Annotated in this window: 18 protein-coding genes and 1 pseudogene; 10 read left to right on the top strand and 9 right to left on the bottom strand. The window is 60.6% G+C overall.

The window, feature by feature from the left end; all coding sequences use genetic code 11:
- The first annotated feature begins 629 nt into the window (after positions 1-629).
- The 4 genes from FSO04_RS26185 (at position 630) to FSO04_RS26170 (ending at position 6,904) form a co-directional block, all read left to right on the top strand.
- On the top strand, positions 630-1,928 hold the full coding sequence (locus tag FSO04_RS26185) for an ATP citrate lyase citrate-binding domain-containing protein (RefSeq protein ID WP_154563965.1): 1,299 nt from the start codon (positions 630-632) through the stop codon (positions 1,926-1,928).
- A gap of 10 nt (positions 1,929-1,938) precedes the next feature.
- Complete coding sequence (locus tag FSO04_RS26180) at positions 1,939-4,638, top strand: CoA-binding protein (protein ID WP_168435850.1); 2,700 nt, start codon at positions 1,939-1,941, stop codon at positions 4,636-4,638.
- Between the two features lie 139 nt (positions 4,639-4,777).
- The gene (gene tcuC, locus FSO04_RS26175) at positions 4,778-6,076 is read left to right on the top strand and encodes an MFS transporter (RefSeq protein WP_154563963.1); all 1,299 of its coding nucleotides are present in this window, start codon (positions 4,778-4,780) and stop codon (positions 6,074-6,076) included.
- Between the two features lie 45 nt (positions 6,077-6,121).
- Complete coding sequence (locus FSO04_RS26170; protein WP_154563961.1) at positions 6,122-6,904, top strand: substrate-binding domain-containing protein; 783 nt, start codon at positions 6,122-6,124, stop codon at positions 6,902-6,904.
- 15 nt (positions 6,905-6,919) lie between these two features.
- Here the strand turns inward: FSO04_RS26170 and dctA are convergent, their stop codons facing one another.
- Together dctA and FSO04_RS26160 are read right to left on the bottom strand one after the other, a co-directional pair.
- A complete protein-coding gene (dctA, locus tag FSO04_RS26165; protein WP_154563959.1) occupies positions 6,920-8,221 on the bottom strand; it encodes a C4-dicarboxylate transporter DctA in 1,302 nt (433 codons plus the stop codon).
- The gene (locus tag FSO04_RS26160) at positions 8,218-9,147 is read right to left on the bottom strand and encodes a LysR family transcriptional regulator (RefSeq protein WP_168435849.1); all 930 of its coding nucleotides are present in this window, start codon (positions 9,145-9,147) and stop codon (positions 8,218-8,220) included. The genes dctA and FSO04_RS26160 overlap by 4 nt, the downstream gene beginning before the upstream one ends.
- Positions 9,148-10,054: 907 nt before the next feature.
- Between FSO04_RS26160 and FSO04_RS26155 the strand changes: the two genes are divergently transcribed.
- Positions 10,055-12,025 carry a lytic transglycosylase domain-containing protein gene (locus FSO04_RS26155; protein WP_154563957.1) on the top strand — a complete coding sequence of 657 codons (1,971 nt, stop codon included), beginning with the start codon at positions 10,055-10,057 and terminating at the stop codon, positions 12,023-12,025.
- Positions 12,026-12,352: 327 nt separating this feature from the next.
- Here the strand turns inward: FSO04_RS26155 and FSO04_RS26150 are convergent, their stop codons facing one another.
- The 4 genes from FSO04_RS26150 to FSO04_RS26135 all read right to left on the bottom strand — a co-directional run bounded on the left by FSO04_RS26150 (position 12,353) and on the right by FSO04_RS26135 (position 15,600).
- Positions 12,353-13,060 carry a hypothetical protein gene (locus FSO04_RS26150; protein ID WP_154563955.1) on the bottom strand — a complete coding sequence of 236 codons (708 nt, stop codon included), beginning with the start codon at positions 13,058-13,060 and terminating at the stop codon, positions 12,353-12,355.
- A gap of 525 nt (positions 13,061-13,585) precedes the next feature.
- Complete coding sequence (catB, locus tag FSO04_RS26145) at positions 13,586-14,227, bottom strand: type B chloramphenicol O-acetyltransferase (RefSeq protein WP_154563953.1); 642 nt, start codon at positions 14,225-14,227, stop codon at positions 13,586-13,588.
- A 173-nt stretch (positions 14,228-14,400) separates the two neighbouring features.
- A complete protein-coding gene (locus tag FSO04_RS26140; protein WP_154563951.1) occupies positions 14,401-14,868 on the bottom strand; it encodes a hypothetical protein in 468 nt (155 codons plus the stop codon).
- Between the two features lie 471 nt (positions 14,869-15,339).
- On the bottom strand, positions 15,340-15,600 hold the full coding sequence (locus FSO04_RS26135) for a hypothetical protein (RefSeq protein WP_154563949.1): 261 nt from the start codon (positions 15,598-15,600) through the stop codon (positions 15,340-15,342).
- Between the two features lie 429 nt (positions 15,601-16,029).
- On the opposite strand from FSO04_RS26135, the gene FSO04_RS26130 reads away from it, so the two are divergent.
- The 4 genes and pseudogenes from FSO04_RS26130 (at position 16,030) to FSO04_RS47110 (ending at position 19,202) form a co-directional block, all read left to right on the top strand.
- Positions 16,030-16,479: an ester cyclase gene (locus FSO04_RS26130; protein WP_154563947.1), complete on the top strand. Its 450-nt coding sequence runs from the start codon at positions 16,030-16,032 to the stop codon at positions 16,477-16,479.
- A gap of 234 nt (positions 16,480-16,713) precedes the next feature.
- On the top strand, positions 16,714-16,890 hold the full coding sequence (locus FSO04_RS26125; RefSeq protein WP_154563945.1) for a hypothetical protein: 177 nt from the start codon (positions 16,714-16,716) through the stop codon (positions 16,888-16,890).
- A gap of 88 nt (positions 16,891-16,978) precedes the next feature.
- A pseudogene (locus FSO04_RS26120) lies at positions 16,979-17,696 on the top strand (transposase).
- Positions 17,697-18,983: 1,287 nt separating this feature from the next.
- The gene (locus FSO04_RS47110; protein ID WP_199203069.1) at positions 18,984-19,202 is read left to right on the top strand and encodes a hypothetical protein; all 219 of its coding nucleotides are present in this window, start codon (positions 18,984-18,986) and stop codon (positions 19,200-19,202) included.
- Between the two features lie 49 nt (positions 19,203-19,251).
- Here the strand turns inward: FSO04_RS47110 and FSO04_RS26110 are convergent, their stop codons facing one another.
- Entirely contained in the window at positions 19,252-20,091 is an 840-nt protein-coding gene (locus tag FSO04_RS26110; protein WP_233464985.1) for a hypothetical protein, read from the bottom strand.
- A gap of 185 nt (positions 20,092-20,276) precedes the next feature.
- On the opposite strand from FSO04_RS26110, the gene FSO04_RS26105 reads away from it, so the two are divergent.
- The gene (locus FSO04_RS26105) at positions 20,277-20,633 is read left to right on the top strand and encodes a SpoIIAA family protein (protein WP_154563939.1); all 357 of its coding nucleotides are present in this window, start codon (positions 20,277-20,279) and stop codon (positions 20,631-20,633) included.
- A 49-nt stretch (positions 20,634-20,682) separates the two neighbouring features.
- On the opposite strand, the gene FSO04_RS26100 is transcribed toward FSO04_RS26105, so the two are convergent.
- Positions 20,683-21,021: a DoxX family protein gene (locus FSO04_RS26100; RefSeq protein WP_233464984.1), complete on the bottom strand. Its 339-nt coding sequence runs from the start codon at positions 21,019-21,021 to the stop codon at positions 20,683-20,685.
- Positions 21,022-21,028: 7 nt separating this feature from the next.
- Positions 21,029-21,952, bottom strand: a complete 924-nt coding sequence (locus FSO04_RS26095) for an NAD-dependent epimerase/dehydratase family protein (protein ID WP_154563937.1) — start codon at positions 21,950-21,952, stop codon at positions 21,029-21,031.
- Positions 21,953-22,008 lie beyond the last annotated feature (56 nt).

The raw sequence follows: 22,008 nt of genomic DNA, 5'->3' as shown, positions 1-22,008 counted from the left end.
CACGCATTACCAGAGGCTTCAGCCACTTCGTTACCTCCATGACTGCTCCGGTTGCTTCCGGCTGGAGCGGTTGCCGGGCGGGGCTTGCACCCGCTGGAAAGCGCCGCCTTTTCACGGCGCACACCCTGAACGGACGGTCTCTTGCATATGTCGAATGTCCCTTCATTCGCCCATGACGGACCATCAACTGAAGTCACATCACAGATTGGACCGCTGACCCGTCTGCCCCGACAGGCAGCGCAGAGGAACGTGGCGGTGATGCCACATTTCATCCAGCTGCATTGATAACATCTAAACATCAATGCTTCGAAAAAATGCACTTATCGCGTAACTCCATTTGCATGAGTATCTGTACTCAAGATTCCAGCGAGATTGGAACGAAAGTAAAACGCACCGGAGACAAGGCTATGTACAACGCAAGGCGCACATGGAGCGCCTAACGATCGCCCCTTGGGCGGGTAGTCTCGAGCCCCAGCCGGTTCGAGCACCGGACAACTCAACACACATCAGCCACGCATTCCGAACGCCATCGGCGTCACGGCCGCTTGTCACGCCTGGCGCTTTCGCCTAACGACCAATCCGAACACCCGTTTCTTTTTATATCGCTATGCCCTTCAGGAGACAACTTCATGCAAATCACCGGTATGTTGCACGGCGCGCGCCTCTTGCAATTCGTCGGATTCCCGGCGAGTGAGATCCTCGGCCCGAGCGCCAGCGAGGAGGAGATCAAGACTTTGATCGATCGTCATCGCCAGATATTCATCAAACCCGTTTTCAAAGGCGGAGTGGGAAAGAAGGGGAAGGCGGGTTTACTCGGCCGCGCGACCGATCTCAAGACGGCGTTGATCGAAAAAGAGCGGTTGTACTTCGCCGAGCATTCCGTCGGCCACCTGAAAGCAAAGTCGAATGGCGTGACGTTCGAAGCCGGCGTTCCGGCCCAGCATGAGGTCTATTTCTCGATCACCGACTCCACGCGTTTTCGTGCGCCGACCATGACGCTCTCGCATAAGGGAGGCATGGATATCGAAGAGGTCGACCCGAAGCATGTGGCGATGGTGCCCTTCGACGCGTTGACGGGTTTAAAGGCGTTTGTCGTGGCGAACGCACTGAGCGAGATTGGTGCGCCGAAGGAGATCATCTCGCCGCTCGTGCAGCAGTTGCCGAAACTCTGGGAGCTCTTCCACGATTTCGGCATGACGACACTGGAGTTGAATCCGATCCGCATGCGCGAGGACAATAAGGGGCGCCTCACACCTGTCGCCTGCGACTTTAAGTGCGGTTTCGATCGCGACGATCCGCGATGGACGCGCCTCGGGCTGCCGCAACACCTGTTCGCAGCGGACTACTCCGACTTCGAGCAGGAGATCAATCAGTTGCGCACGCACCAAGGCCAGAGCGACGTGTATGTGATCAACGAGGAAGGCACGATTCTCGCGCCGACGTTCGGCGGCGGCGCCAACTCGCTCGTGACCGAAATGCTCGGCGACGCCGCGATCATCTCGTCGGATTTCGGCGGCAATCCCCCGTACGCGAAGATGAAGGAAGTGGCCCGTATCTGCTTCAAACACTGGCTCAAGCAGTCGAATGTACTCTTCATCATCGGCGGCAAGTCGAACAACACCGACATCTTCGAGACGCTGCGAGCGATGGCCGACGCTCTTCGCGAACACTTCAGCGAGTATGGGCCGACGCCGCTTTACGTGGTGCTGGGCCGGGGAGGCCCGAACCTCGTGCGTGGGATGGCCACGCTGAGAGACACATGCGACTCGCTCGGTCTGCCCTATCGGCTCTTCGGATTCGACTCTGACATCAGCGAGGTCATCCAGTACGCGCGTCAGGCGGACGCCTGGATGCGCGCCAGTGGCCGGGCCGAGATCGCAGCACGGATCGGCGCACCCGCGACGGAAACCGAAACGGCTCAAGCCTGAGGAGAGCAACGTGTACAAGCAAAACAGCAGCCAGTTCAAGTATTTCGTCGGCGTCAACTCGCTCGCGCAGATCGCCACGCATGACGATCGCGTGTGCGTGCTCAATATCCTGGGCGGTGAGTCCTCGGACGTGACGCCCGTCAGTCACGCGTTCTCAGGCGGGAATATTGCTTTCGGCACGGCGCCGGGGAAAGGCGGGCAAGTGCTCCCCACATCGATCGGAGATATCCCAGTCTACAACAACGTCCGCGAGGGTCTGGAAGCGGGGCATCGGTTCAACTGCGGCGTGGTCTATCTACCGCCATCGGCGGCCCGCGACGGCGTCGCCGAACTGATCCGCGTCAATCCCGATCTGAAGAAGATTTTCATCATCACCGAAAAGATCGCCGTACACGACGCCCGCGAAATTCGCGCGATGGGTCAGCAAGCGGGCATCGACATCTTCGGTGCGAACGGGCTCGGCGTCGCTGACTCGTGGAATCGCGTAAGAATCGGCGGAGCACTCGGCGGCGATAGTCCGGACGATTCATTGCGCAAGGGATCGATCGCCATCTTCTCGAACTCCGGCGGCTTCAGTACGACGATCGCGCAGTACCTGCGCATGAGCGGCTGGGGCACATCGACCGTCATCTCGAGCGGCAAGGACGTCTACATCCACTATGCCGCGCCGGAATTTGCGTTCGCACTCGCCAACGATGCTCGAAGCAAGGCCGCGGTGCTCTATTGCGAACCGGGTGGCTACTACGAGGCCGATGCGGCCTTCACGAAACCGGTGGTCGCCTGTGTGGTGGGCCGGTGGAAGAGCCGCCTCACGCGTGCGGTCGGCCACGCGGGCGCGATGGCCGGCGGCTCCGACGACGCGCAAGCCAAGGAGCGGTGGTTCATGGAAATGTTCGGCGTAGACCGCCTCTTCACGCCCGACGACCCGTGCTGCTCCGCCAAGGGCGCGGTCGTCACGAACATCGCGCATATCCCGGCGGCGCTGACCGCCGTCATGCGCGCCAACGCGACGATGCCTGATTTCGAGCCCGAAGGCAGCCTTGCGCTCAAGCCGTGGTTCGGCTCCGACCAGGGAATTCAGCTTCCGTCCGACCTTGCGATCCCCGTAGTGGGAGCAGTCGCGCCCTACGAAGAGCAAGTCTTGCAGGTCAATCGACAAGTCGGTGCGATTGCGCCACGTCAGGCGTTGAAGGATGCGTCGGGAGCATCGCAGATGGATGCGAAAACGCAAGTGAGCAGCCTGTATGGCGCCTCGATGCTCGACGCGGCGACGCATTCGCTCGAAGCGAACGTCAGCCTTGCCCTGCTTCACGAGTTCGGCGGAGAAAACGACGAGAAGCTCATCGATGTCGCGATCGCTGCGTCCGTCAATCTGCACGGAACGCCGGAACTCGCGGCAGCGCAAGCCGCACGCGAGGCCGGCAATGCGCCCAACGCCATCTTGGCCGCCGCGACCTCGATCATCGGGCCGAATCGTCAGCGCGCGGCGCGGGATGCCGCGAAATGGATGATCGAACGCTTCTCGGCAGCCGGCCTTACGAGTGCGCTCGACGAGAACTTTGACATCGCCCGGATCGACGCTAGCGGCTGCGAGCCGCTCTTTGCCGACACGCGCGATCTGCGCGCCGAAGCGATGCTTGCGGGACTCGCCGAGCGTGGAGTCAGATCGGTCCTCGTGCGCTGGCTCACGTCTCAGCCCGCTTGCCCGACGGCAGACGCTGTCCTGGCCGCGATCTCCATGACGCTCGCGTGGGGACCGCTGATGCGCAAGCGCATCTCGCGCGTCACGGCCGAGAGCCTGCCCTGGTGGACCATGTTGTTCGGGACGCTGATCGGTGCATCGGCGGACGCCTCGCGACACTGTCCCGACAGCTTTTGCGGCTTTACCACGCAAGCGCTGCTGAACGAACGCAGCCTGACCGAAATCTGTTTTGCCGCGTTGCTCAACCTCGCGCCGGAGCCCAACGATCTGTTCGCCTTCAAGACGCTCGTCGGTCTGCTGCTCACCAACGGTCCGGGAGCCATCTCGGCGCAGGGAGCAAAGGGCGCGGTATCCGCTGACGGCCCGGAAAGCCCCGAGCGCGTGCAACTCAACAAGGCGCTGGTCGGCTTTCTCACCCATACAGGTTATACGCATGGCGGCAATGGCTATGAAGGCATCGCGTTCCTGATCGAAGCGTTCAGGGACAGCGGGCTTGCCGATCCGTCCGACCCCGCGCACGGCGTGGACCTGCGCTCGCTGGCCGAGCGCTCGGTCGAGCGCTATGCGCAGTACAAGGCCCGACAGAAGCATGCCGGCAGCCTCGATATCGCGAAGCTGCCGGGCGTGAACCATCCGGTCTTCAAGGACAGGCCGGTCAACTACGACCCGCGCGAAGTGTTCATCGCGGAACTGTGCGAGAAGCGTGGCGAATATAACGTGTTCCATGCTTTCTATCGCGAACTGGTGCAGGCGTTGTTTGATGCCGGCGTCTCCCGCAACGTGTACTGCGTAAACGTCGATGCCGTGATCGCAGCGCTGCTGCTGAAGATGCTGTGGCAGCCGCTGCAACGTGGTGAATTGACCGAGACTGATCTGGAAATCGCCGCGTTCACGATCTTCCTTTATCCCCGCATGCTCGGATGCGCGGCGGAAATCGACGATCACCTGAACCGGGGGCGCAACATGGACACCCGAACGCCCGCGTCCCAGTGCCGCTTTGTAGCTTGAGCGCTTCCCCGACACTGATAACCAACGGACATCAATCGTTTCGAAAATAGCACTTATCGTTTCGTGTGGTTCGGGCGAATATTCGACAAACAACAAATCGCCCGAACACCGCAAGTTCAAAATTTCTGGAGACAACTCGATGCATCCCTCCTCACCCCCGCTGGCCCCCGGGCAATCGAAGGCATCCGCCGTGCTACGCGTGACGGCAGGCAACTTCCTGGAGCAGTTCGACTTCTTCCTGTTCGGCTTCTATGCGACGCAGATTGCCGCGGTCTTTTTCCCGGCGGGGAGCGAGTTCGCTTCACTGATGATGACGTTCGCAGTGTTCGGCGCGGGCTTCCTGATGCGGCCGCTCGGTGCGATCATCCTCGGCGCGTACATCGACGATGTCGGCCGCCGCAAGGGCCTGATCGTCACGCTGTCGATCATGGCGAGCGGCACCATCCTGATCGCGTTCGTGCCCGGCTATGCGACGATCGGACTCTTCGCCCCGGGCCTGGTTCTCATTGGCCGTCTGCTGCAGGGCTTCTCCGCGGGTGCGGAACTGGGCGGCGTATCGGTTTATCTCGCCGAGATGGCGACGCCGGGCCGCAAGGGCTTCTTCACGAGTTGGCAGTCGGCGAGCCAGCAAGTGGCGATCGTCATCGCTGCCGCGCTCGGCTTCGCGCTCAATCAGTGGCTCGACACGGCGGCGATCGCTGCGTGGGGATGGCGCGTGCCGTTCTTCGTCGGCTGCATGATCGTGCCTTTCATCTTCATCCTGCGGCGCAATCTCGAGGAAACGCAGGAATTCAAACAGCGCCAGCATCGCCCGAGCATGCAAGAAGTCTTTACGACGCTCGTGCAGAACTGGAATGTCGTGAGCGCGGGCGTGCTCCTGGTCGCAATGACCACCACGAGCTTCTATCTGATCACGGTGTATGCGCCGACCTTTGGCAAGACGGTCCTGCATCTGAGCACTGCCGATAGCCTGCTCGTCACGCTGTGCGTGGGGATCTCCAACTTCATCTGGCTGCCGATTGGTGGCGCGTTATCGGACCGGATCGGACGCCGTCCGCTCCTTCTCGGAATGACGATCCTGGCGATTGCGACCGCTTACCCCGCGCTATCGCTGCTGGCTCACGCTCCGAGCTTCGTCAACATGCTGCTTGTGCTGCTCTGGCTCTCGTTCATGTACGGGATGTACAACGGCGCGATGGTCGTCGCACTCACCGAAGTGATGCCGGTCGAAGTGCGTGTCGCTGGATTCTCGCTGGCCTACAGCCTTGCGACGGCGGTCTTTGGCGGTTTCACACCCGTTATCTCGACCGCTCTCATTCACATGACGGGCGATAAAGCCGCGCCGGGCTACTGGATGAGCTTCGCCGCGGTGTGCGGGCTCGGTGCCACACTCGCACTGTATCGGCGCCGTCGCGTTCCGCTGCATGCGGCTTCCTGAAGCATCGCTTCGCTCCTCGAACTTCAGCCTGGCGTTCTTTCAACCATGAAATCCATCCTTCTGAAACTCTGCACCGCCTCGCTCCTCGGCAGCGCCGCCACTGCGGCGAATGTGCAGGCCGCCGATCTGCACGTGATGAGCTCTGGCGGCTTCACCGCCGCCTACAAGCTGCTCGGCCCGAAGTTCGCGGCGTCCACGGGCAACACGCTCGATACCGCGCTCGGACCGTCGATGGGCAAGTCGCCGGAGGCCATTCCCAACCGGCTTCAGCGCGGCGAGCCTGCCGACGTGGTGATCATGGTCGGCTATGCACTCGACGACCTCATCAAGCAGGGCAAGGTGATCCCCGATTCGCGCGTCGAGCTCGCGGATTCGCGCATCGGCATGGTGGTGCGCGATGGCGCGCCGAAGCCCGACATCGGGTCTGAGGCGGCGCTCAAGGAAACCTTGCTGCATGCCCGGTCGATAGCTTACTCGGATAGCGCGAGCGGCGTCTATATCGAGCGCGAATTGTTCAAGCGGCTCGGCATCGAGGAACAGGTGAAGACCAAGGCGAAGATGATCCCGAAGATCCCGGTGGCGTCGGTGGTTGCAACCGGCGACTACGAAGTGGGATTTCAGCAGGTGAGCGAGTTGCTGCCGGTGAAAGGCGCGGCGTACGTCGGCAAGATTCCGGAGTCGATGCAGTCCGTCACGCGCTTTGCGGCCGGCGTCCCGGTCGGCGCGCAGCATCCGAAGGAGGCGAAAGCGCTGCTCGACTATCTCGCGTCGCCCGCCGTGCAGCCGGAGGTGACATCGACCGGGCTCGATTCCGTCGCCACGCATTGAGACGACGGAATCGATTCAGCCCGGCAGGTCGGCGGGCTGATCGAAAGCTTCTTCGGGCTCATGCGCCAGGCTCAATGCTTCTTTCAGACGCGCCCGGTCGCAGGCGCGCTCCCACATCGATACGAAGATCACCGCGCAGGCGTTGCTGATCACGCTCGTCAGGGCACGCGCCTCGGACATGAAGCGATCGATGCCGACCAGTAGCGCGACGCCTGCAACCGGCAGATCGGGAATGACGGCGAGCGTCGCGACGAGCGCAACCAGTCCGCTGCCCGACACGCCCGCCGCGCCCTTAGATGTGACCAGCATGACCACGAGCATCGTCGCGATCTGGCCGCCCGAGAGATGTACATCGCACGCTTGCGCGATGAACATCGAGGCGAGCGTCAGGTAGATCGCCGTGCCGTCGAGGTTGAAGGAATAGCCGGCGGGCAGCACGAGACCCACGATGCCCTTGTCGCAGCCAAGCGCTTCGAGCTTGACGATGAGGCGCGGCAGCACCGGTTCGGTCGACGACGTCGCGAGCACGATGACGAGTTCCTCGCGAATGTAGCGCAGTAAACGCCAGAGGGAGAAGCGATGCAGGCGTGCGAGCGGACCGAGCACGCAGACGACGAACAGCAGGCACGCCGCATAGAACGACAACATCAGCATGCCGAGCGAGCCAATCGAACGGATGCCGAAACGGCCCACCGTGAACGCCATCGCGCCGAATGCCCCGACGGGGGCAAGCCGCATGATCAGCGCGAGGATGCGGAACAGCACGTGTGCGAAGCTATCGATGAATTCCTGCACTCGCCGTCCGGCGCTTCCGCTGGCGTTCATTGCGAAGCCGAACAGAAGGGCAAGCAGCAGGACCGGCAGAACCTCGCCTTTCTCGAAGGCGCCGACGAGCGTCTCCGGAATCACATGCAGCGCGAATTCGACGAGTCCGTGTGTCTGCGTGCGAGTCGAATACTGCGCGAGGATGGCAGTGTCCAGATGATGTGCGTCGATATGCAGTCCCGCGCCCGGATGCAGCGCGAACGCGGTCGCGAGCCCCAGGACGAGTGCAACGATGGTGAGAAAGTAGAACAACGCCAGCGCCTTCAGGATGGTCCGGCCGATCTTCGAGCCGCTCACAAGCGACGTGATGCCGGTGACGATCGTGCAGAAGACGATTGGCGCGATCATCATGCGTACCAGCGCGACGAACGCATCGCTGAGCGGTTTCAGCGACGCGCCGACCTGTGGCCAGAAGTGGCCGACAGTCATGCCGAGCCCCATTCCAAGCAGGACCTGGACGTAAAGCAGCCTAAAGGGCCTAGGTAGTGTCATTTCGGGGTCTTCTTCGCCGCACCGACCATGCCGCTTCGCTTCGTGTCGAGGATTGTCTGGTAGAACTGCTGCGCGGCCGGCGCGAGGGGGCGTCCCCGGCGTCTGACAATACCGACTCGCCTCGTCACGACCGGATCGACGAGCGGCACGCTGGTCAAAATCGGATGGTCGCGCATGGGCATTGCCATTGAAGGCACCGCTGCCACACCGAGTCCCGCTTCGATCAAGCCGAGCATGGTGGTGACATGGCGAGTCTCGCAGACGCTCGGCGCTGTCGGCGCCACGTTGGTCAACGCCTGATCGAGCAGCAGGCGGTTGCCGGAAGTCTTGTCGACGGAAACGTATTCGTGTTCATAAAGCTCGCTCCAGGTCACCTGCTTTTTCCGAGCAAGGGGATGATCGCGACGACACGCGGCGACGAACCGTTCCTGCAGCAGGACCTTGAACTCGACCTCGGTTTCCTGGCTGCCCATGAAGCTGACGCCGAAATCGGCTTCACCGCTGATGACCGAGCCGAGCACTTCGTTGGCGCTCGAGTCCAGCAGCTTGACCCGGATCCGCGGATAGCGGCTGTGATAGGCGGCAACGACGCTCGGCAGGAAATAGTAGGCGACCGACGGCACACATGCGATGGTCACATGACCGAGGCGGCTGCTGGAGACGTCGCGGATGCCGAGCAACGCGACATCGAGATCGTCGAGAAGTTGTTCCGCGCTTGGGGCGAACACGCGACCTATGGTGGTGAGCGTCACGCTGCGGGTGGTCCGCTCGAAGAGCCGCACGCCGAGCGCCGCTTCGAGCTTCTCGATGCGCCGGCTCAGCGCTGGCTGCGAAATATTGACCGCCTCCGCTGCTTTGCGGAAGCTACCCAACTCCGCGACGGCTCGAAACGCCTGCAAATCGTTCAGGTCGAAGTTGACGCCCACGGGCCATCCTCCGCATTTTAGATGCGGCTATTTTGCATGATACGGACGCGCCCTTCGAGGCAACACTCGGTGATTAGCCCGCGAGGGGTCACCGAAGTCGGGATCGAGGGCCGGTTTCGTCGTGTCAGCGGTCATTCATGGCCGAGAGGTGGGCGTCTTTTCATGGCCGAACTGAGCCGCATGACGTCCGGCTCAGTTCGACCCTTCTCTGCCGCTCGACGCTCGGCCGTCTCAATGTCTCTTACCAAAGCTGAATCGCCGGTCGAATGACCACGCGCCGACGAGAGCGAACTGCTGCAATTGGCCGTCTATCGTCGCAGACTACCGTGCTCCGTTAAATAATGACGCAGCGCGCAAAGCGGTCATATAAAGATCTGCTTAGAACGTCACGGTCTTTGACGATGTAGATCACAAACTCGGCCACGTTCGTCGATCTCGACTTCCATCCGACTAGCCAAGGTCTCGGCCGTGCCCCCCGCGCTCGCTGCCTGGCTACCGTGGTTGGGTGCAACAACCACCTCACTCGCAGCACTCGTGAGCTCTAGCCGCGCTGGTCAGTCAAGAGTCTTTCTCGACATAAGCGGAGGAATCTCCACCCAGGTGGGTGCCCGTTTCATTTAGTCCTCGCTGCTCTTTGACGACCCTCCGCTCCAAAACCACCCAGAAGCGAGCATCCCGGCCAGAACGACCAACGCCGCGTTCAAGACCTTCTGGATCGCATTGCCGAATCCAGCTCCCGGCCCACGCTACGAAACAGCGGACACGCAAGTGCCGATGTGGCCCAGGCATCCGGCTCGCAAAGAGCTGAATTGCGGGTTGAGTCCTGTGTTTTTCGAAGCTTCGCTTCGCCGGGTAGCGGGCTAAGCTTTGGTTCAATGTTCTGCACTGAAACAACGAGAAAACAGCGATGTCCACACGACTTCACCCGGTGTCTCGCACGGTCGGCCTTGCCCTTGCCGCCGTGACATTGGTCATGTCTGGCACGGTGCAAGCCAGACATCCCACCCCGTTCACCTCGTTATCCGCCGACGATCAGATTTTCATCAAGTTGCATGACGCTGCACGCGACAACGATCCCGCGCGCGCAGCGCACCTGGCAAGCTTGATTCCGAATTATCCGGCGCCGGCTTATCTCAGCTATTTCCAGATCAAGCCGCGTCTGTTCAACGGCGCGGGGCATGCGAATCTCGACGCGCCGGACGCACCGGTGCTGTCATTTCTGCAACGCTACGACGGACAGGCGATTGCCGACCGTCTGCGCAACGACTACCTTCGCGTGCTCGGGGCGCGCCACGACTGGCACGATTTCGATTCGCAATATTCAAAGTTCGTCCTGGACGACGACACGCAGGTAAAGTGCTATGCGCTCGAGTCCCGTGCCACGCGAGGCGAAAATGTGGCCGACGCGGCGCGGGCGCTGCTCGTCGAGCCGAACTGGTACGGTGACGGCTGCGTCGATCTGATCACCGCGCTCGACCGTAACCAGCAGTTCACTCCGGACGATGGGTGGCAGCTGATTCGCCAGGCCTATGAACAGGGCGCGAGGACGACGGGCGGCAGACTGGTCGATGCGCTGGGCGCGGCGCGCCCGGATCAGCTGCTCCTCGAGCAGGCGACGAACCAGCCACGCCTGTTGCTCGCGAAAGGCATCCAGCTGGACGCAGCGTCCCATCAACTCGCGCTGCTCGCCATCACACAGTTGGCGGTCGGCGATCCGGAGGCCGCCGAGGCCACCTTCACCGTAATCGCACCGTCGCTCACCCTGGCAGAACGGGCTATCGGTTGGGGCACGATCGCCTATCAGGCGGTGCTCAGGCAGCTACCGGGCGCGGTGAACTGGTACCGACTGTCGGCGAACGCGCCCCTGTCGAGTCAGGCCTACGAGTGGCGCACGCGCAGCGCGCTGCTGGCCGGGGATTGGACAATGGTGCGCTGGTCGATCGAGCAGATGCCGGCCGCGCTGCGCGCACAGCCAGCATGGGTCTACTGGTACGCGCGCGCGTTGAAGCAGAGCAGCGAGGTGGCGGCAGCCGACCAGGAATTCCGAACGATCGCGGGTAACTACACCTTCTATGGCCAGTTGGCCTCCGAGGCGCTCGGCCGGCAGATCGTGATCCCGCCGCAGACCAAGGTGACCGACGAAGAAGTTGAGCGGGCTGGCCGGACACCAGGCTTCGAGCTGGCAGAACGCTTTTACGCGCTGCACCTGCGTACGGAAGGCAACCGTGAGTGGAACTGGCAGCTGCGCGGCATGACTGACCGACAGCTGCTCGCAGTCGCCGAGTACGCGCGTCGCATCGAGCTTTATGACCGGGCTGTGAGCACTGCCGACAGGACGCAGACGGAACATGATTTTTCGCTGCGCTACCTGGCGCCATTCCGCACGATTGTCGAGCGCGATACGCGGTCCACCGGGTTCGACGTCGGATGGGCGTATGGCCTCATTCGCCAGGAGTCGCGCTTCATTATCAATGCGCGCTCGGAGGTTGGCGCGGGCGGCCTGATGCAGGTGATGCCGAACACCGCTGAGATGGTCGCGAGGAAGATCGGGCTCGGTACGATCTCGCGGGCCAGGATGAACGACATCGACACGAACATCCTGCTTGGCACGTACTATCTATCGATGATTTACAACCAGCTTGACCGTTCTGCCGTGCTCGCGACCGCCGGCTACAACGCCGGCCCTGGGCGCTCGCGTAAGTGGCAGGCCAACCTGCCGCGACCGGTGGAAGGCGCGATTTTCGCGGAGACAATTCCGTTTAACGAAACCCGCGACTACGTCAAGAATGTATTGTCGAACACGGTTTACTACGCGGCGCTGTTTGATGGCCACCCGCAATCGCTGACGGAGCGGCTTGGCCAAATCGAGCCCCGATGATATCGTCCGCAACGCTGATCCGCGGATCGCTCGGGTGCAGTAAGTGCGGCTGCATACGCGACACTGTATAACGATCCTTCTATCTCTGGATGACCTCTCAACACGGAACCATCTTCTGCGCCGTTTAGGTAGTCAGCCGGCGATCTGCGTTCAAATGACGGACTAAGCCCTAGGAGTCGCCATGTCTTTCGAGCAGTATTGCCAGATTGTGGAGGGCATCCGCGTACGACGAGTTCAGTCATCGAATCGGAGCCACGCCAACCAGAACTGACGAAGGATCCTTTGAAATCATGACCTGCATCCCGCCCTGAGCGGGCGGGGCTTCAATCACTGCGACACAGTGACGACGTACGTCGTGTCCACCATGAAACCAGTTCCCGGACCGCGTACAAAGCTACCACCAAATCTGATCGTGTGCTGGCCGGGCGACAGCGGTTTGAGCATCACCCAGTACCCATCGCTGATCGACATGCCGGGTCCAGCGCCCGATCCAAGGATGTTATCTGCAGGAACCGTGAAATTGAAGAACGGCGACAGCGCACGGAAACCCTGTGCACCGTTCAGTACGTCGTTGCCGTCAACCGTTACGTGCAGGCTGGTTGGGCTGATGCCGTCTGCAGTAGTCGCGCTGCATTTGCGGCATGATGCTGCGTCCGTGCAGTGAAACGGCGGCAGGTCCTGGGTTGAACACTCAACGTTGATGAGCGGAAAAAGAATGGACGCTGTTGAGGGAATATGATTTGAGCACGTCAGGGTGACGGCTTTATTTGAAGCGCTGCCTGCAAGGAACCATACTGATCCCGCCTGATTGATACTGCAGTCAACCGCCCCTGTTGGTTGATTCTCCGGGTTGGTTGCGGACGGTATCGCAAGCAGCCATTGCCACCAAGTTGCAGACCATTCGCCATACGTTAATCCCAGGGCCGATGTGCCAGGTGGATAGACGGGGGAATTTGCACTCTGGGCGAAGGCAGAGGCCGAAAGACCGAGAAGGATGCTGGTTAATATTAACTGGCGGTACTTCTTCATCTTCATGATGGGTCTCGCTACTGGGACCATCCCAGTCAGGTCTGTTTTAGGCGATGTGGCGATGCTGTCAAGGTAGGAACAATGCCCACAATGTGAAGGTAGGAGAATCCACCATATTTCATCGGGCTATTGACATTCTGTGAGGCACAGCATGCGGAATCGGTCCAGCAGCGGACGATGCCGGATAACGCGTGTCGCAGCAATTACGCTTTCCTAATTAATTACATACCAGTACCACCAAGAATCCGGAGAGATGCGTGTGTCCGCCTTCAGTCTGCGCTGTCCCGCCGATCCCCAGTCCATCGCGACATGCTCCAGAGCCTGTCACAAGCTCACCGTCCCAACCGCGTCCCGCGTCCGTCTATGACCGTTCTGCCGCGCTGAGCCGTCATCTGGATGGCGGGAGCAGCGCCCACGCAAATGTCGCTTTGTGGCCGGTCACTGCCTCATGCGTTCGGCATGTCTCGACCCCGAGGCGACGGGGCGCGTTGTCCAACGCGGGCAATCAAAGGGACTGCCGCGAGCGCTGCATCAGCGTCCGGACAGCGATGATTCCCGCCAGTGCTCATACAGTGCTGCGATATCAGTCGAGCAGAACAACTTCATCGACTTGCCAATCTGATCGAGCGGCCAGTCCCACCAGTTCATCTCTAGAAGCATTCCAATTTCGCCGTCCGAAAACCGCTTTCGAATCGGCTTCGCTGGATTCCCGCCGACGACCGTATAGGGCTCTACATTCTTCGTTACGAGAGCGCGACTTCCGATCACAGCACCATGACCAATGCGGACGCCTGCCATAATCATCGCCTCGGAACCGATCCAGACATCGCTCCCGACAATCGTGTCGCCGGCAGGTTCGAATGCGTCACAGGCGTCGGCAAACGCAGGCTCTTCCTGCATGTAGAAAAACGGAAATGTGGTGACCCAATCGTTCCGGTGCCCTTGATTGCCCGCCATCATGAACGTGGCGCCACTTCCGATGGAGCAGAAGCTACCGATGATCAGCCGGTCCCCGACTGTGCGATCTGACCCAAGGTAGCGTGCACAGTCATCGAACGAGTGTCCGTGGTAGTAACCAGAGTAGTAGCTGTAACGCCCCACGATGATGTTGGGATTGGTCACCTGCTCGGAAAGCGGCTTCCCCTTGAATGGGCTGTCGAAGTAATTTTCCATAGAGAATCACGGTGGAGTGTGGGTTACGTTCATTTCTTCAGCGCGCGGGTCGCGAGGAAGATTGGTATGAATCAATCTACTGTCAGCGACAACATACCTGAGAGGCGAGTCGCAGTTGGCGTTCCAACGATTCGGACGCGCCGCGCTACCACTCGCCCGCCCTTCTTGATCGCCTAGTGTTGCGCGACGACCGGTTGCTGAACCGTGTCGGTTCTTAACGCTGCGGCAGTTTTCTCTACCGGGTTTTGGCGTTGTGAAGCGTTTGCGGTGGCTGTCGGTTCGCCTGCTCGTTGTGCCACCTCTTCCGCAAGCAGGTTCGCTGCGTGGCGTGCCGTGATGCGGCTTTGCGGAACGCCCTTCGCATCGAGCGCAATCACCTTGTACAACTCGCGGTCGCATTCGAGTTCCTGCTGATATTGCTCCGCCGTGTCCACCAGCAATTCAAGAAGCGTTTGACGACGCCGTCTTTCCTCAAGCGTGATAGAAGGATTCCTACATATCGAGGACGCAAGTGTGATCAAGGTATCCAGTTGAGCCAGGTGCCGGTCGCATAAATCGAAGGCGGACAGCGCAAGCTTTTCGTACTGGATTGCGTCGACAGGCGGACGTGAAGCGGGTTGATTTTTGTTGGACTTGCTCATGGTGACGATCTCCCTGTTACTTCTTGGATCGCCCGACACTCGCTTGAGAAGGGGGTGAGCGGGCACGTAGCAGGTTAGCAGACCGGGTCGAAAACAAACCGGCGAGCCTTGCGGCTCCCCACCACGGCCCGCCCATAGAAATATAGACGTGCAGAGGCAGACGCACGCCCGCCTGGGCGGGTGTGCGGTTTTCGACTACAGGCTGCTAAACCCGGCCGCCGGGTGTTTCCCAGCGACTTGGTAATTATAAGGGAGACCACCGAGGTTGACTTCAACCTTGTAGGCTAAATGTTTGATTTGGCCGAATGGATAAGAGGAGATAGGACGAGGGTGGCGTGTGTTTGACCGAGGCCGCCATTCGCCCATCGGCGCTAGTCCTTCCGCTAACTGCCACTGACTGGACGTTCGTCGTCCCGCCGCACGAACACCCGATCCCAGCTTCAACGAACGCGCACTTTCGCCCCGTTTGAGTCACTCAGAACTCGCCTCCCGCTGTCCGTTTTCGTAGCGGCATGAGACCTCCGCCGAAGACTCATCGGCTCCGCACGGCGCCACAGGGACTTTGGGAACAACGTCTACCGCTTGGGAGAGGAGTTCTGTTTCGACAGGTTCGATGATGGCAACCAGACCAGTCTCCAATCTGGCATGGCGTTCGAACAAGGCGAGAAGTTCAGGGCGCAGTCCGTCGCCGCGTTGTGCTGCAAGAGCGTGAAGCGAGAGAAATGGCAACATGGTCGAACTCCAGTCGATGAAAGGCAGGCGAGCGCGATGACGATGAAAGAATTGGCATGTCGGGCGCCTGCGAGATAAGTGTGGTTCGGACGCGCCGCGCGTCGTCCGCCGACCTCGGCTAGTGCGGGATCGAATGCTCAAGCTAGCGCAGCAGATCGGTACGGGCACTCCGTTTCTTGCTGTTCAATTGCGATGAACGTAGAGCCACGCTTAACGCGCACAGTTATGCGGTTTTGTCGCCTTTGACCGCCGGCGCGGTTGCCTACGAACGGCACGCAATAGTGACCATAGTCATCACAAGCCGCATGGCCGTTCTTCGAGTATTGCAGCAAGAAACGGGGGGCTGCTGACTGCTCGCGCCAATATTGTTCAGGCAGAGAGGCGCGATCGTGCATCTCTCTTTCAACCACAGTCAATGAGGAATTCACCATGTCCAAGGAAGATGACAACAAGGCCATCGTCGGCCGCTGGTTCACCGATTTCTGGGGCAAGACCTGCAACCTCGAAATCGTCGACGAGCTTGCCGCTCCTGACATGCTTCTGCGCTACTCGCTGCACGAGCCGCGCCGTGGCCGCGAGGACATCAAGGCATTCATGACCGATTTCCGCGAAGCATTCCCGGATCTCAACTTCTGGGGCGCCGCTGATCTCATCGCCGAGGGGGACTATGTAGTCGGTCGTTGGGAAGGTGGCGGCACGCATACCGGTCCGGCATTCAGCGATTTCCTCATTGGATCGTTGCCGGCTGCGACCGGACGGAAAATGCGCTTCACTGGCACGACTGTGCTCCAGCTAAAAGACGGCAGGATCGTTGAAGAAATCGGCCTGGACGACGGCGTGACCGCTCTGCAGCAACTCGGACTCATCAAAACAGCGTGATCGAAGGCACGATCCGTCCGATTTGTTTGCGCAACGCCATGTGCATCTAATGCTACAACGGGCCGGGTATCCCCCTGCCCGTTGTAGCCCGTGACGCCAACCGCGAAGGGATTGGAAACGATCGTTATCGTTCGGATACCTACCGATAAAATTCGAAAACCACATTACGCTGGGCTTTGACCGGTTCAGGTGGGATGCGAATGGAGACCATGGCGCTTCGACCGCCGCTCCGTCGTGCTGCTTGATGTATTGGTGCCGGATGACGCGCAGGCAAAGCATCTGGAGGGGTATCGCGCGGCGCTGCTATTCAGCGGCGGCATAAAACAGATGTTTGTAGCGATCGGCAAATCAGCGAAAAGAGGCCAGAAAAAAGGCCTGTTCGTGATGCAAACGCACGCACATGACCGATAGAATTTCGTCCTATACACACGTGACGCACTGTCGCGCGTTCGAGATCTGTCGGATCGCTTTCTCACATCGGATTTCTGGTTAATTCAGCATGGCACGGCTTGCACGGCACTACGTCCCAGAACAACCGCAGCACGTTATCTTGCAGGGGCTCACGGGGCCCGCATTCCTGGACGAAGGAGACTACCTGTACTTCCTCGCCTGCCTGGCAGACGCAGCGCGCGTCGCCGATCTGGCAGTCCACGCATGGGTGCTCATGCCTGACGCGATACAGTTCCTCGTCACGCCTTCATACGAGTCGAGCGTGCCCGTGGCGATGCAAGCGGTCGGCCGTCGCTATGTCGAGACCTTCAACCGCCGCCATGGACGCCGCGGTGCGGTGTGGCGTGGCGAGTACCGGGCAACAGTGATTGAGCCCGATCGATATTTCCTGCTCGCGAGCCAGGTCATCGATCATGCGCCGGTGCGCAACCGCCTTGTAGCCGAGCCGGGAAACTATCAATGGTCTAGCTACACGCACCACATCGGGCTGCGTGTCGATAACTTCATCAAGGACCATCCACTCTACCGGGCGCTCGGCGATACGCCGTTCGAGCGCCACCAGGCTTACCGCGATTTGGGCGTACAGCCTCTTGACGAACGCGAGGTCAATGACCTGATGCAGTCGACGCTCAAGGGCTGGGTGCTCGGCAGCGCCGCGTATTGCGAGTGGGCGGCCCAGACAGCCAACCGACGTTTGATGCCCCTGCTGCTGCGCGACCGGCCGCCCCAAGGTTTGCACGACACGCGTCCTCGCACACGTGGGCTAACCAAAAGATAAACGAGCAAGGAAACCTTGCTTGTTTGAGAGGTGCTACGTCAGGAGATGGCGATGCCGTTCGATGAACTGATGTGGCTCACTTCACGCGGCATGTGGAGGGTACGCTCAGAGGTCTAGCCGAGCCACTTGCAAAGGCAAAAAAGAAAAATGCTCGTCGCGATGCGATTCATACGCTTTCGAGCATCGTCGGAGCCATCATTCTGGCTCGCGCGGTTGATGACCCTGAACTCTCGGAAGAGATTCTTCGTGACGTGCGAGCGGCTCTGGACTAAATACGCGCCTATCAGGTGATGCCCAATTGAGCGGGCGATTGTCCCTTGTGACCCCTCCTTCTTCACAGGAGTCCAACGAGACTGCAAACACGGTAGACGAGTTGGTGTCCGCAGTGCAATGCATAGCCGACGTTAGAATGCCGGTGCAGGTGCAGTGACCAAGGACCACAGATGACCGGTCGCTGCCTGACGCGGACGGCTCGGTTCGACCCAACTTAGCCGTTGACCGATTGCGGTCGAGGGACGCGTCTAAGACTAGATCGAATTATTTTCGGGGTCGTCGCTCCCCAACTTCCCGATTCTCCGTCACGGCTCGGCGAACGGCTTCCAAAAGGTCGGGGCGCGCCTCGGGGTCGGGGACTTCGATCAGCTTGCGCGGAGCCTTGGCTTGGGGCTTCAGCGTCACACCGTAAAGTTTTTGCGGCGCAGTCATAATTCGTCTCCGGCTTCGATCACAGCTAATTCGGACGGCAGGCTCGGTCTTGCTTCTGGTTTCCGAAAATCACGCTTTCGGATCTTTACTGACTAGGGAACTGTGGACTCCGTGCGTCGCGCGTCTCCAGGCTTCGTCGGCGCGTTGCTGGGCCGATTTCACGGTATATGCAACCCCTTGCTTGCCTTTCGGCGCTGGCGAAAACGTCGAAGTCAGACCGGAAAATGTCCGGCGGATAGTCTTGCTCACCATGGCACGCTCCGAGTTTGTGTCGGAATGATAAGTCTAGGTCTTTACGTGCAATCCGCGATACTGTACGTTTATACAGTGTCTTGGGGAGTCCACTATGGACGCGAGAGAACGCCTCAAGCGAAACCGCGCCCGTACGATCACGTTGCGCCAAGCGAGTCCGCGTCAATCCACTACGCCCTTAAGAGAGTGCTATTGGGAATCAGGGAAGCTCGCCGGATTGTCCGCAGCCTTCGGCATTAGCAACGAGAGCCACGCGCATTGGAGCCGGTGGAGCGTGTCCAGTACGAACAGGAGGCGCTCGTCCGTCGGGAGGGTTGAAATGACCGATAAGCTGCGACGGCAACTCCGTGAAGTTGAGCAAGCCCTGGTGACGCTTGAAGGCGTGATTGCAGTGCGAAGGGAGTACATTTCGCTGCTTCAGCGTTTGGGATCTCGTGACAAGGAGCTAGCGTCCCTCGACGCGCTTATGACCGCCTGGTCACGTCTTCAGTCGCAGCGAGACTGTCTTGCCGCCGCAATCGCCAGCGGGGCAAGGTGACTAGTGTCGGGAGAGTTCATGCAGCCGCACGTGCTCCCGGAGAAGTCGATTACTTAGGCGGCGGCAGCGAAGGATCGAGCTTCGCCGATTCCTTGACGAGCTGATCCGTCATCGCGGCCGCGACCGGATTCGAGCCGGTGCCTGGCTTGGAGCTACGTTGGTCCGTGGTGACGCGAGCAGCTGACATATCCGGCGGAGGCAACGATGGATCGAGCTTCGCCGATTCCCTGACCAGTTCGTCCGTTTCCGGTGTCGCGCCTTGAGTCGTTATCGCGCGATGGTCCAAACCGTCTCGTCCACGCTGGGCGCGGTGCGCCGGAACCACCTTCGGCGCACCCGAGTCCTGCACGTTCACCGACGCGACGGCCGTCGACGGCGCCTGCTTCGGTTGTGCCTCCGGCTTCGGTTGCCCGGTGACTTGTGCGGCGGCCGGACTGGATGCGGGCGCGGCCGTCATGGGCGCAGGTGCTACTGCCAGAGCAGGAGCAGAAGCAGGCGCGGGAACCACCGGCTCCTGCGCGATGGCAGTGCTTTTCGTGATCGCGCCGGACGGCTTCGATTGGTCGATGCTGCCTTCCGTCACCTGATCGCCGGCGCGCGAATCGACGACGGGAGGGTGTGCGGACTCATGCATGGCGGCCGTGACTTCTGCCATTGAGCGGCGGTCCGCCTGAAGGAGCATCAAGTACGTGGTCCCTGCTGCTACGAGCAGGAGCCCTCCAATAATCATCAAAATCTTTCGGGTATTCATCATACTTACTGACGGCTCCTGCAAACGACGTGAGCCAACCATGGTAAACCACTGATCACGGATTTCATCAGACGAATAACAGCAATGGCGGACCTGACGAGCAGGAATGGGCGAGCGATAAACCGAACGGCTGGCCATGCAGCGACACGTGTCGCACGGGCGGGAAGATGGTAACGGGGCGGGGCCGTCAGCGTACTCTAAACGGCGTTAAACCTAGCTAACCGAGCCGTGTGAAAGAGGGTATCGTGAAGAAATTATCGAACGCTAGGCTCATCCGCGCCGCGCCTGAGCGTGTAACGTCTCCCTAGTCAGGCGGTCTTGCCATGATCCTGTATCACACCGAGCCCGATTCCCCTGTCATCGAAATTTCCGTCGAAGGCAAAATCACCGACCACGATCTGCGCGAAGCCATTGAGCGCATGCGTGGTGATCTCGAACTGAACGGCAAGACCCGCGTGCTCGAACGCATCGAGAATTTCACCGGCATCGAGCCGAAGGCGCTGTGGACCGATATAACGCTCGGCGTTTCCGTGGCCCGCAAGGTCACGCGCGCCGCCGTGGTGGCCGATGCGGCCTGGATCCGTGCCTCGATGCATCTGGCGCGGTTCTTTACGAAGGCCGAAGTCAAGGCGTTCCACCTCAACGAGCTGGAGCAGGCGCGCGTCTGGATCAACACCTGAGCGCCGCCTGGTGGCGTCCCGGGCTCACCCGTCTGGTGGCGAGCAAGCCTCAACCGCGGAGCACCACAGTAGCCACAACGAGAGCCGAGAAGATCAGCGCCGGGGCGAGATGCCCGAACGACTCCCGGTTTCGTAGCAACGTGAAGAGCACGGCGACCAGGATCGCACCGGCCAGCGTTAAGCCCAGGACTCTGGTTTGTTGTCCAAAAAGAAGTGCCGCACACAACAGCTCAAGAGCGCCACAGAGCAAATGAAACCATGCCGGGTAACCCCAGCGTGCGAAGTCGCGCTTCACCGCGCCGCGTCCTGTGAGATTGACCACCCCAGCAACCGCGAACAGAACCGCTACGATCATCGCGAGAATCGACTCGTAAGATGCATATTCCACGCCATGGTCATGCTCCGTTGATTTGCTGAAAGTGCTTTTGTACAGAGAGGTCCGCAATCAGGCCGGGGCCATGGGGCTGCCACGCAAGAACTTGCCGGGCATGGTGGCCGCTTACTGTCTGATCGAGCGCCAGTGCGTCCGCGAACGGTCCAAGCGATTTGCGAGCATCGTCGAGCGGCCAGGGTTCGACGCGATCGGCGCCGACCGAGGCCCGAATCGCTTCGCCCATTTCGGCAACGGCAACGGCATCTTCCGCGACCACGTTGAAGATCTGTCCCGCGACTCGACCGTCCCCACTTGCCGCCCGCTCCACCGCGCTCAGGTAGGCCGTGGCGAGATCATCGACGTGAACGGCAGGCCAGTGGTTGCGACCATCGCCAACGATCCTCACACTGCCGGTCTGACGGACCATGCCGGCAAGCATGCCGAAGACGCCGCCGCCGTAGCCGTGCACCATCGCCGGCCTGAGGATCACCGCAGCAATCGAGCGGCGTGCTGCTAGCGCAAGCACCTGTTGCTCCACCGCGGGCCGCCAGGCGATGAGTGGTGTCGGGTTCAGCGCCGATGCTTCAGTCGCGGGCTCCCCCTCCGTGTTGCCGTAGACCCAGGTGCCCGACGTATAGACAAACGCCGCGCCCGGATGCAAATGCGAAAGCATCGCTACAGCCGCGGCCTCATCAACCGCACCGGCGGAAGCATCGTTGGTCGACGCGGCGTGCACCACGCCGTCAGCGGCACCGGCAGTCGCAGCGAAAGACTGTGGCTCGCGCAGGTCGCCGGAATGCAGTGTTACACCGAGACGTGCCAGCGCGCTGGCGGCCGCCGAGCTGTCCTCGCGCACCAGCGCCGTCACCTGATGACCGAGGGTGATTGCCTTGCGCGCGACCGCTTGCCCGATGAAGCCAGTACCACCTGTAATGAACAGTTTCAAAGCGTTCTCCAATGATTGGCTGCGAAGTTGAAAAGTCATACAACGAGACTAGTCGG

It is taken from the genome of Paraburkholderia madseniana (assembly GCF_009690905.1).
Taxonomy (GTDB): domain Bacteria; phylum Pseudomonadota; class Gammaproteobacteria; order Burkholderiales; family Burkholderiaceae; genus Paraburkholderia; species Paraburkholderia madseniana.
This window is presented reverse-complemented; position numbering and strand designations above follow the sequence as displayed.

Bases quoted from the DNA above. Each gene is read 5' to 3' on its own strand.
- FSO04_RS26185 (WP_154563965.1), top strand. From the start codon at position 630: ATGCAAATCACCGGTATGTTGCACGGCGCGCGCCTCTTGCAATTCGTC.
- tcuC (WP_154563963.1), top strand. From the start codon at position 4,778: ATGCATCCCTCCTCACCCCCGCTGGCCCCCGGGCAATCGAAGGCATCC.
- FSO04_RS26170 (WP_154563961.1), top strand. From the start codon at position 6,122: ATGAAATCCATCCTTCTGAAACTCTGCACCGCCTCGCTCCTCGGCAGC.
- dctA (WP_154563959.1), bottom strand. From the start codon at position 8,221: ATGACACTACCTAGGCCCTTTAGGCTGCTTTACGTCCAGGTCCTGCTT.
- FSO04_RS26155 (WP_154563957.1), top strand. From the start codon at position 10,055: ATGTCCACACGACTTCACCCGGTGTCTCGCACGGTCGGCCTTGCCCTT.
- FSO04_RS26150 (WP_154563955.1), bottom strand. From the start codon at position 13,060: ATGAAGATGAAGAAGTACCGCCAGTTAATATTAACCAGCATCCTTCTC.
- catB (WP_154563953.1), bottom strand. From the start codon at position 14,227: ATGGAAAATTACTTCGACAGCCCATTCAAGGGGAAGCCGCTTTCCGAG.
- FSO04_RS26140 (WP_154563951.1), bottom strand. From the start codon at position 14,868: ATGAGCAAGTCCAACAAAAATCAACCCGCTTCACGTCCGCCTGTCGAC.
- FSO04_RS26135 (WP_154563949.1), bottom strand. From the start codon at position 15,600: ATGTTGCCATTTCTCTCGCTTCACGCTCTTGCAGCACAACGCGGCGAC.
- FSO04_RS26130 (WP_154563947.1), top strand. From the start codon at position 16,030: ATGTCCAAGGAAGATGACAACAAGGCCATCGTCGGCCGCTGGTTCACC.
- FSO04_RS47110 (WP_199203069.1), top strand. From the start codon at position 18,984: ATGACCGATAAGCTGCGACGGCAACTCCGTGAAGTTGAGCAAGCCCTG.
- FSO04_RS26110 (WP_233464985.1), bottom strand. From the start codon at position 20,091: ATGGCCAGCCGTTCGGTTTATCGCTCGCCCATTCCTGCTCGTCAGGTC.
- FSO04_RS26105 (WP_154563939.1), top strand. From the start codon at position 20,277: ATGATCCTGTATCACACCGAGCCCGATTCCCCTGTCATCGAAATTTCC.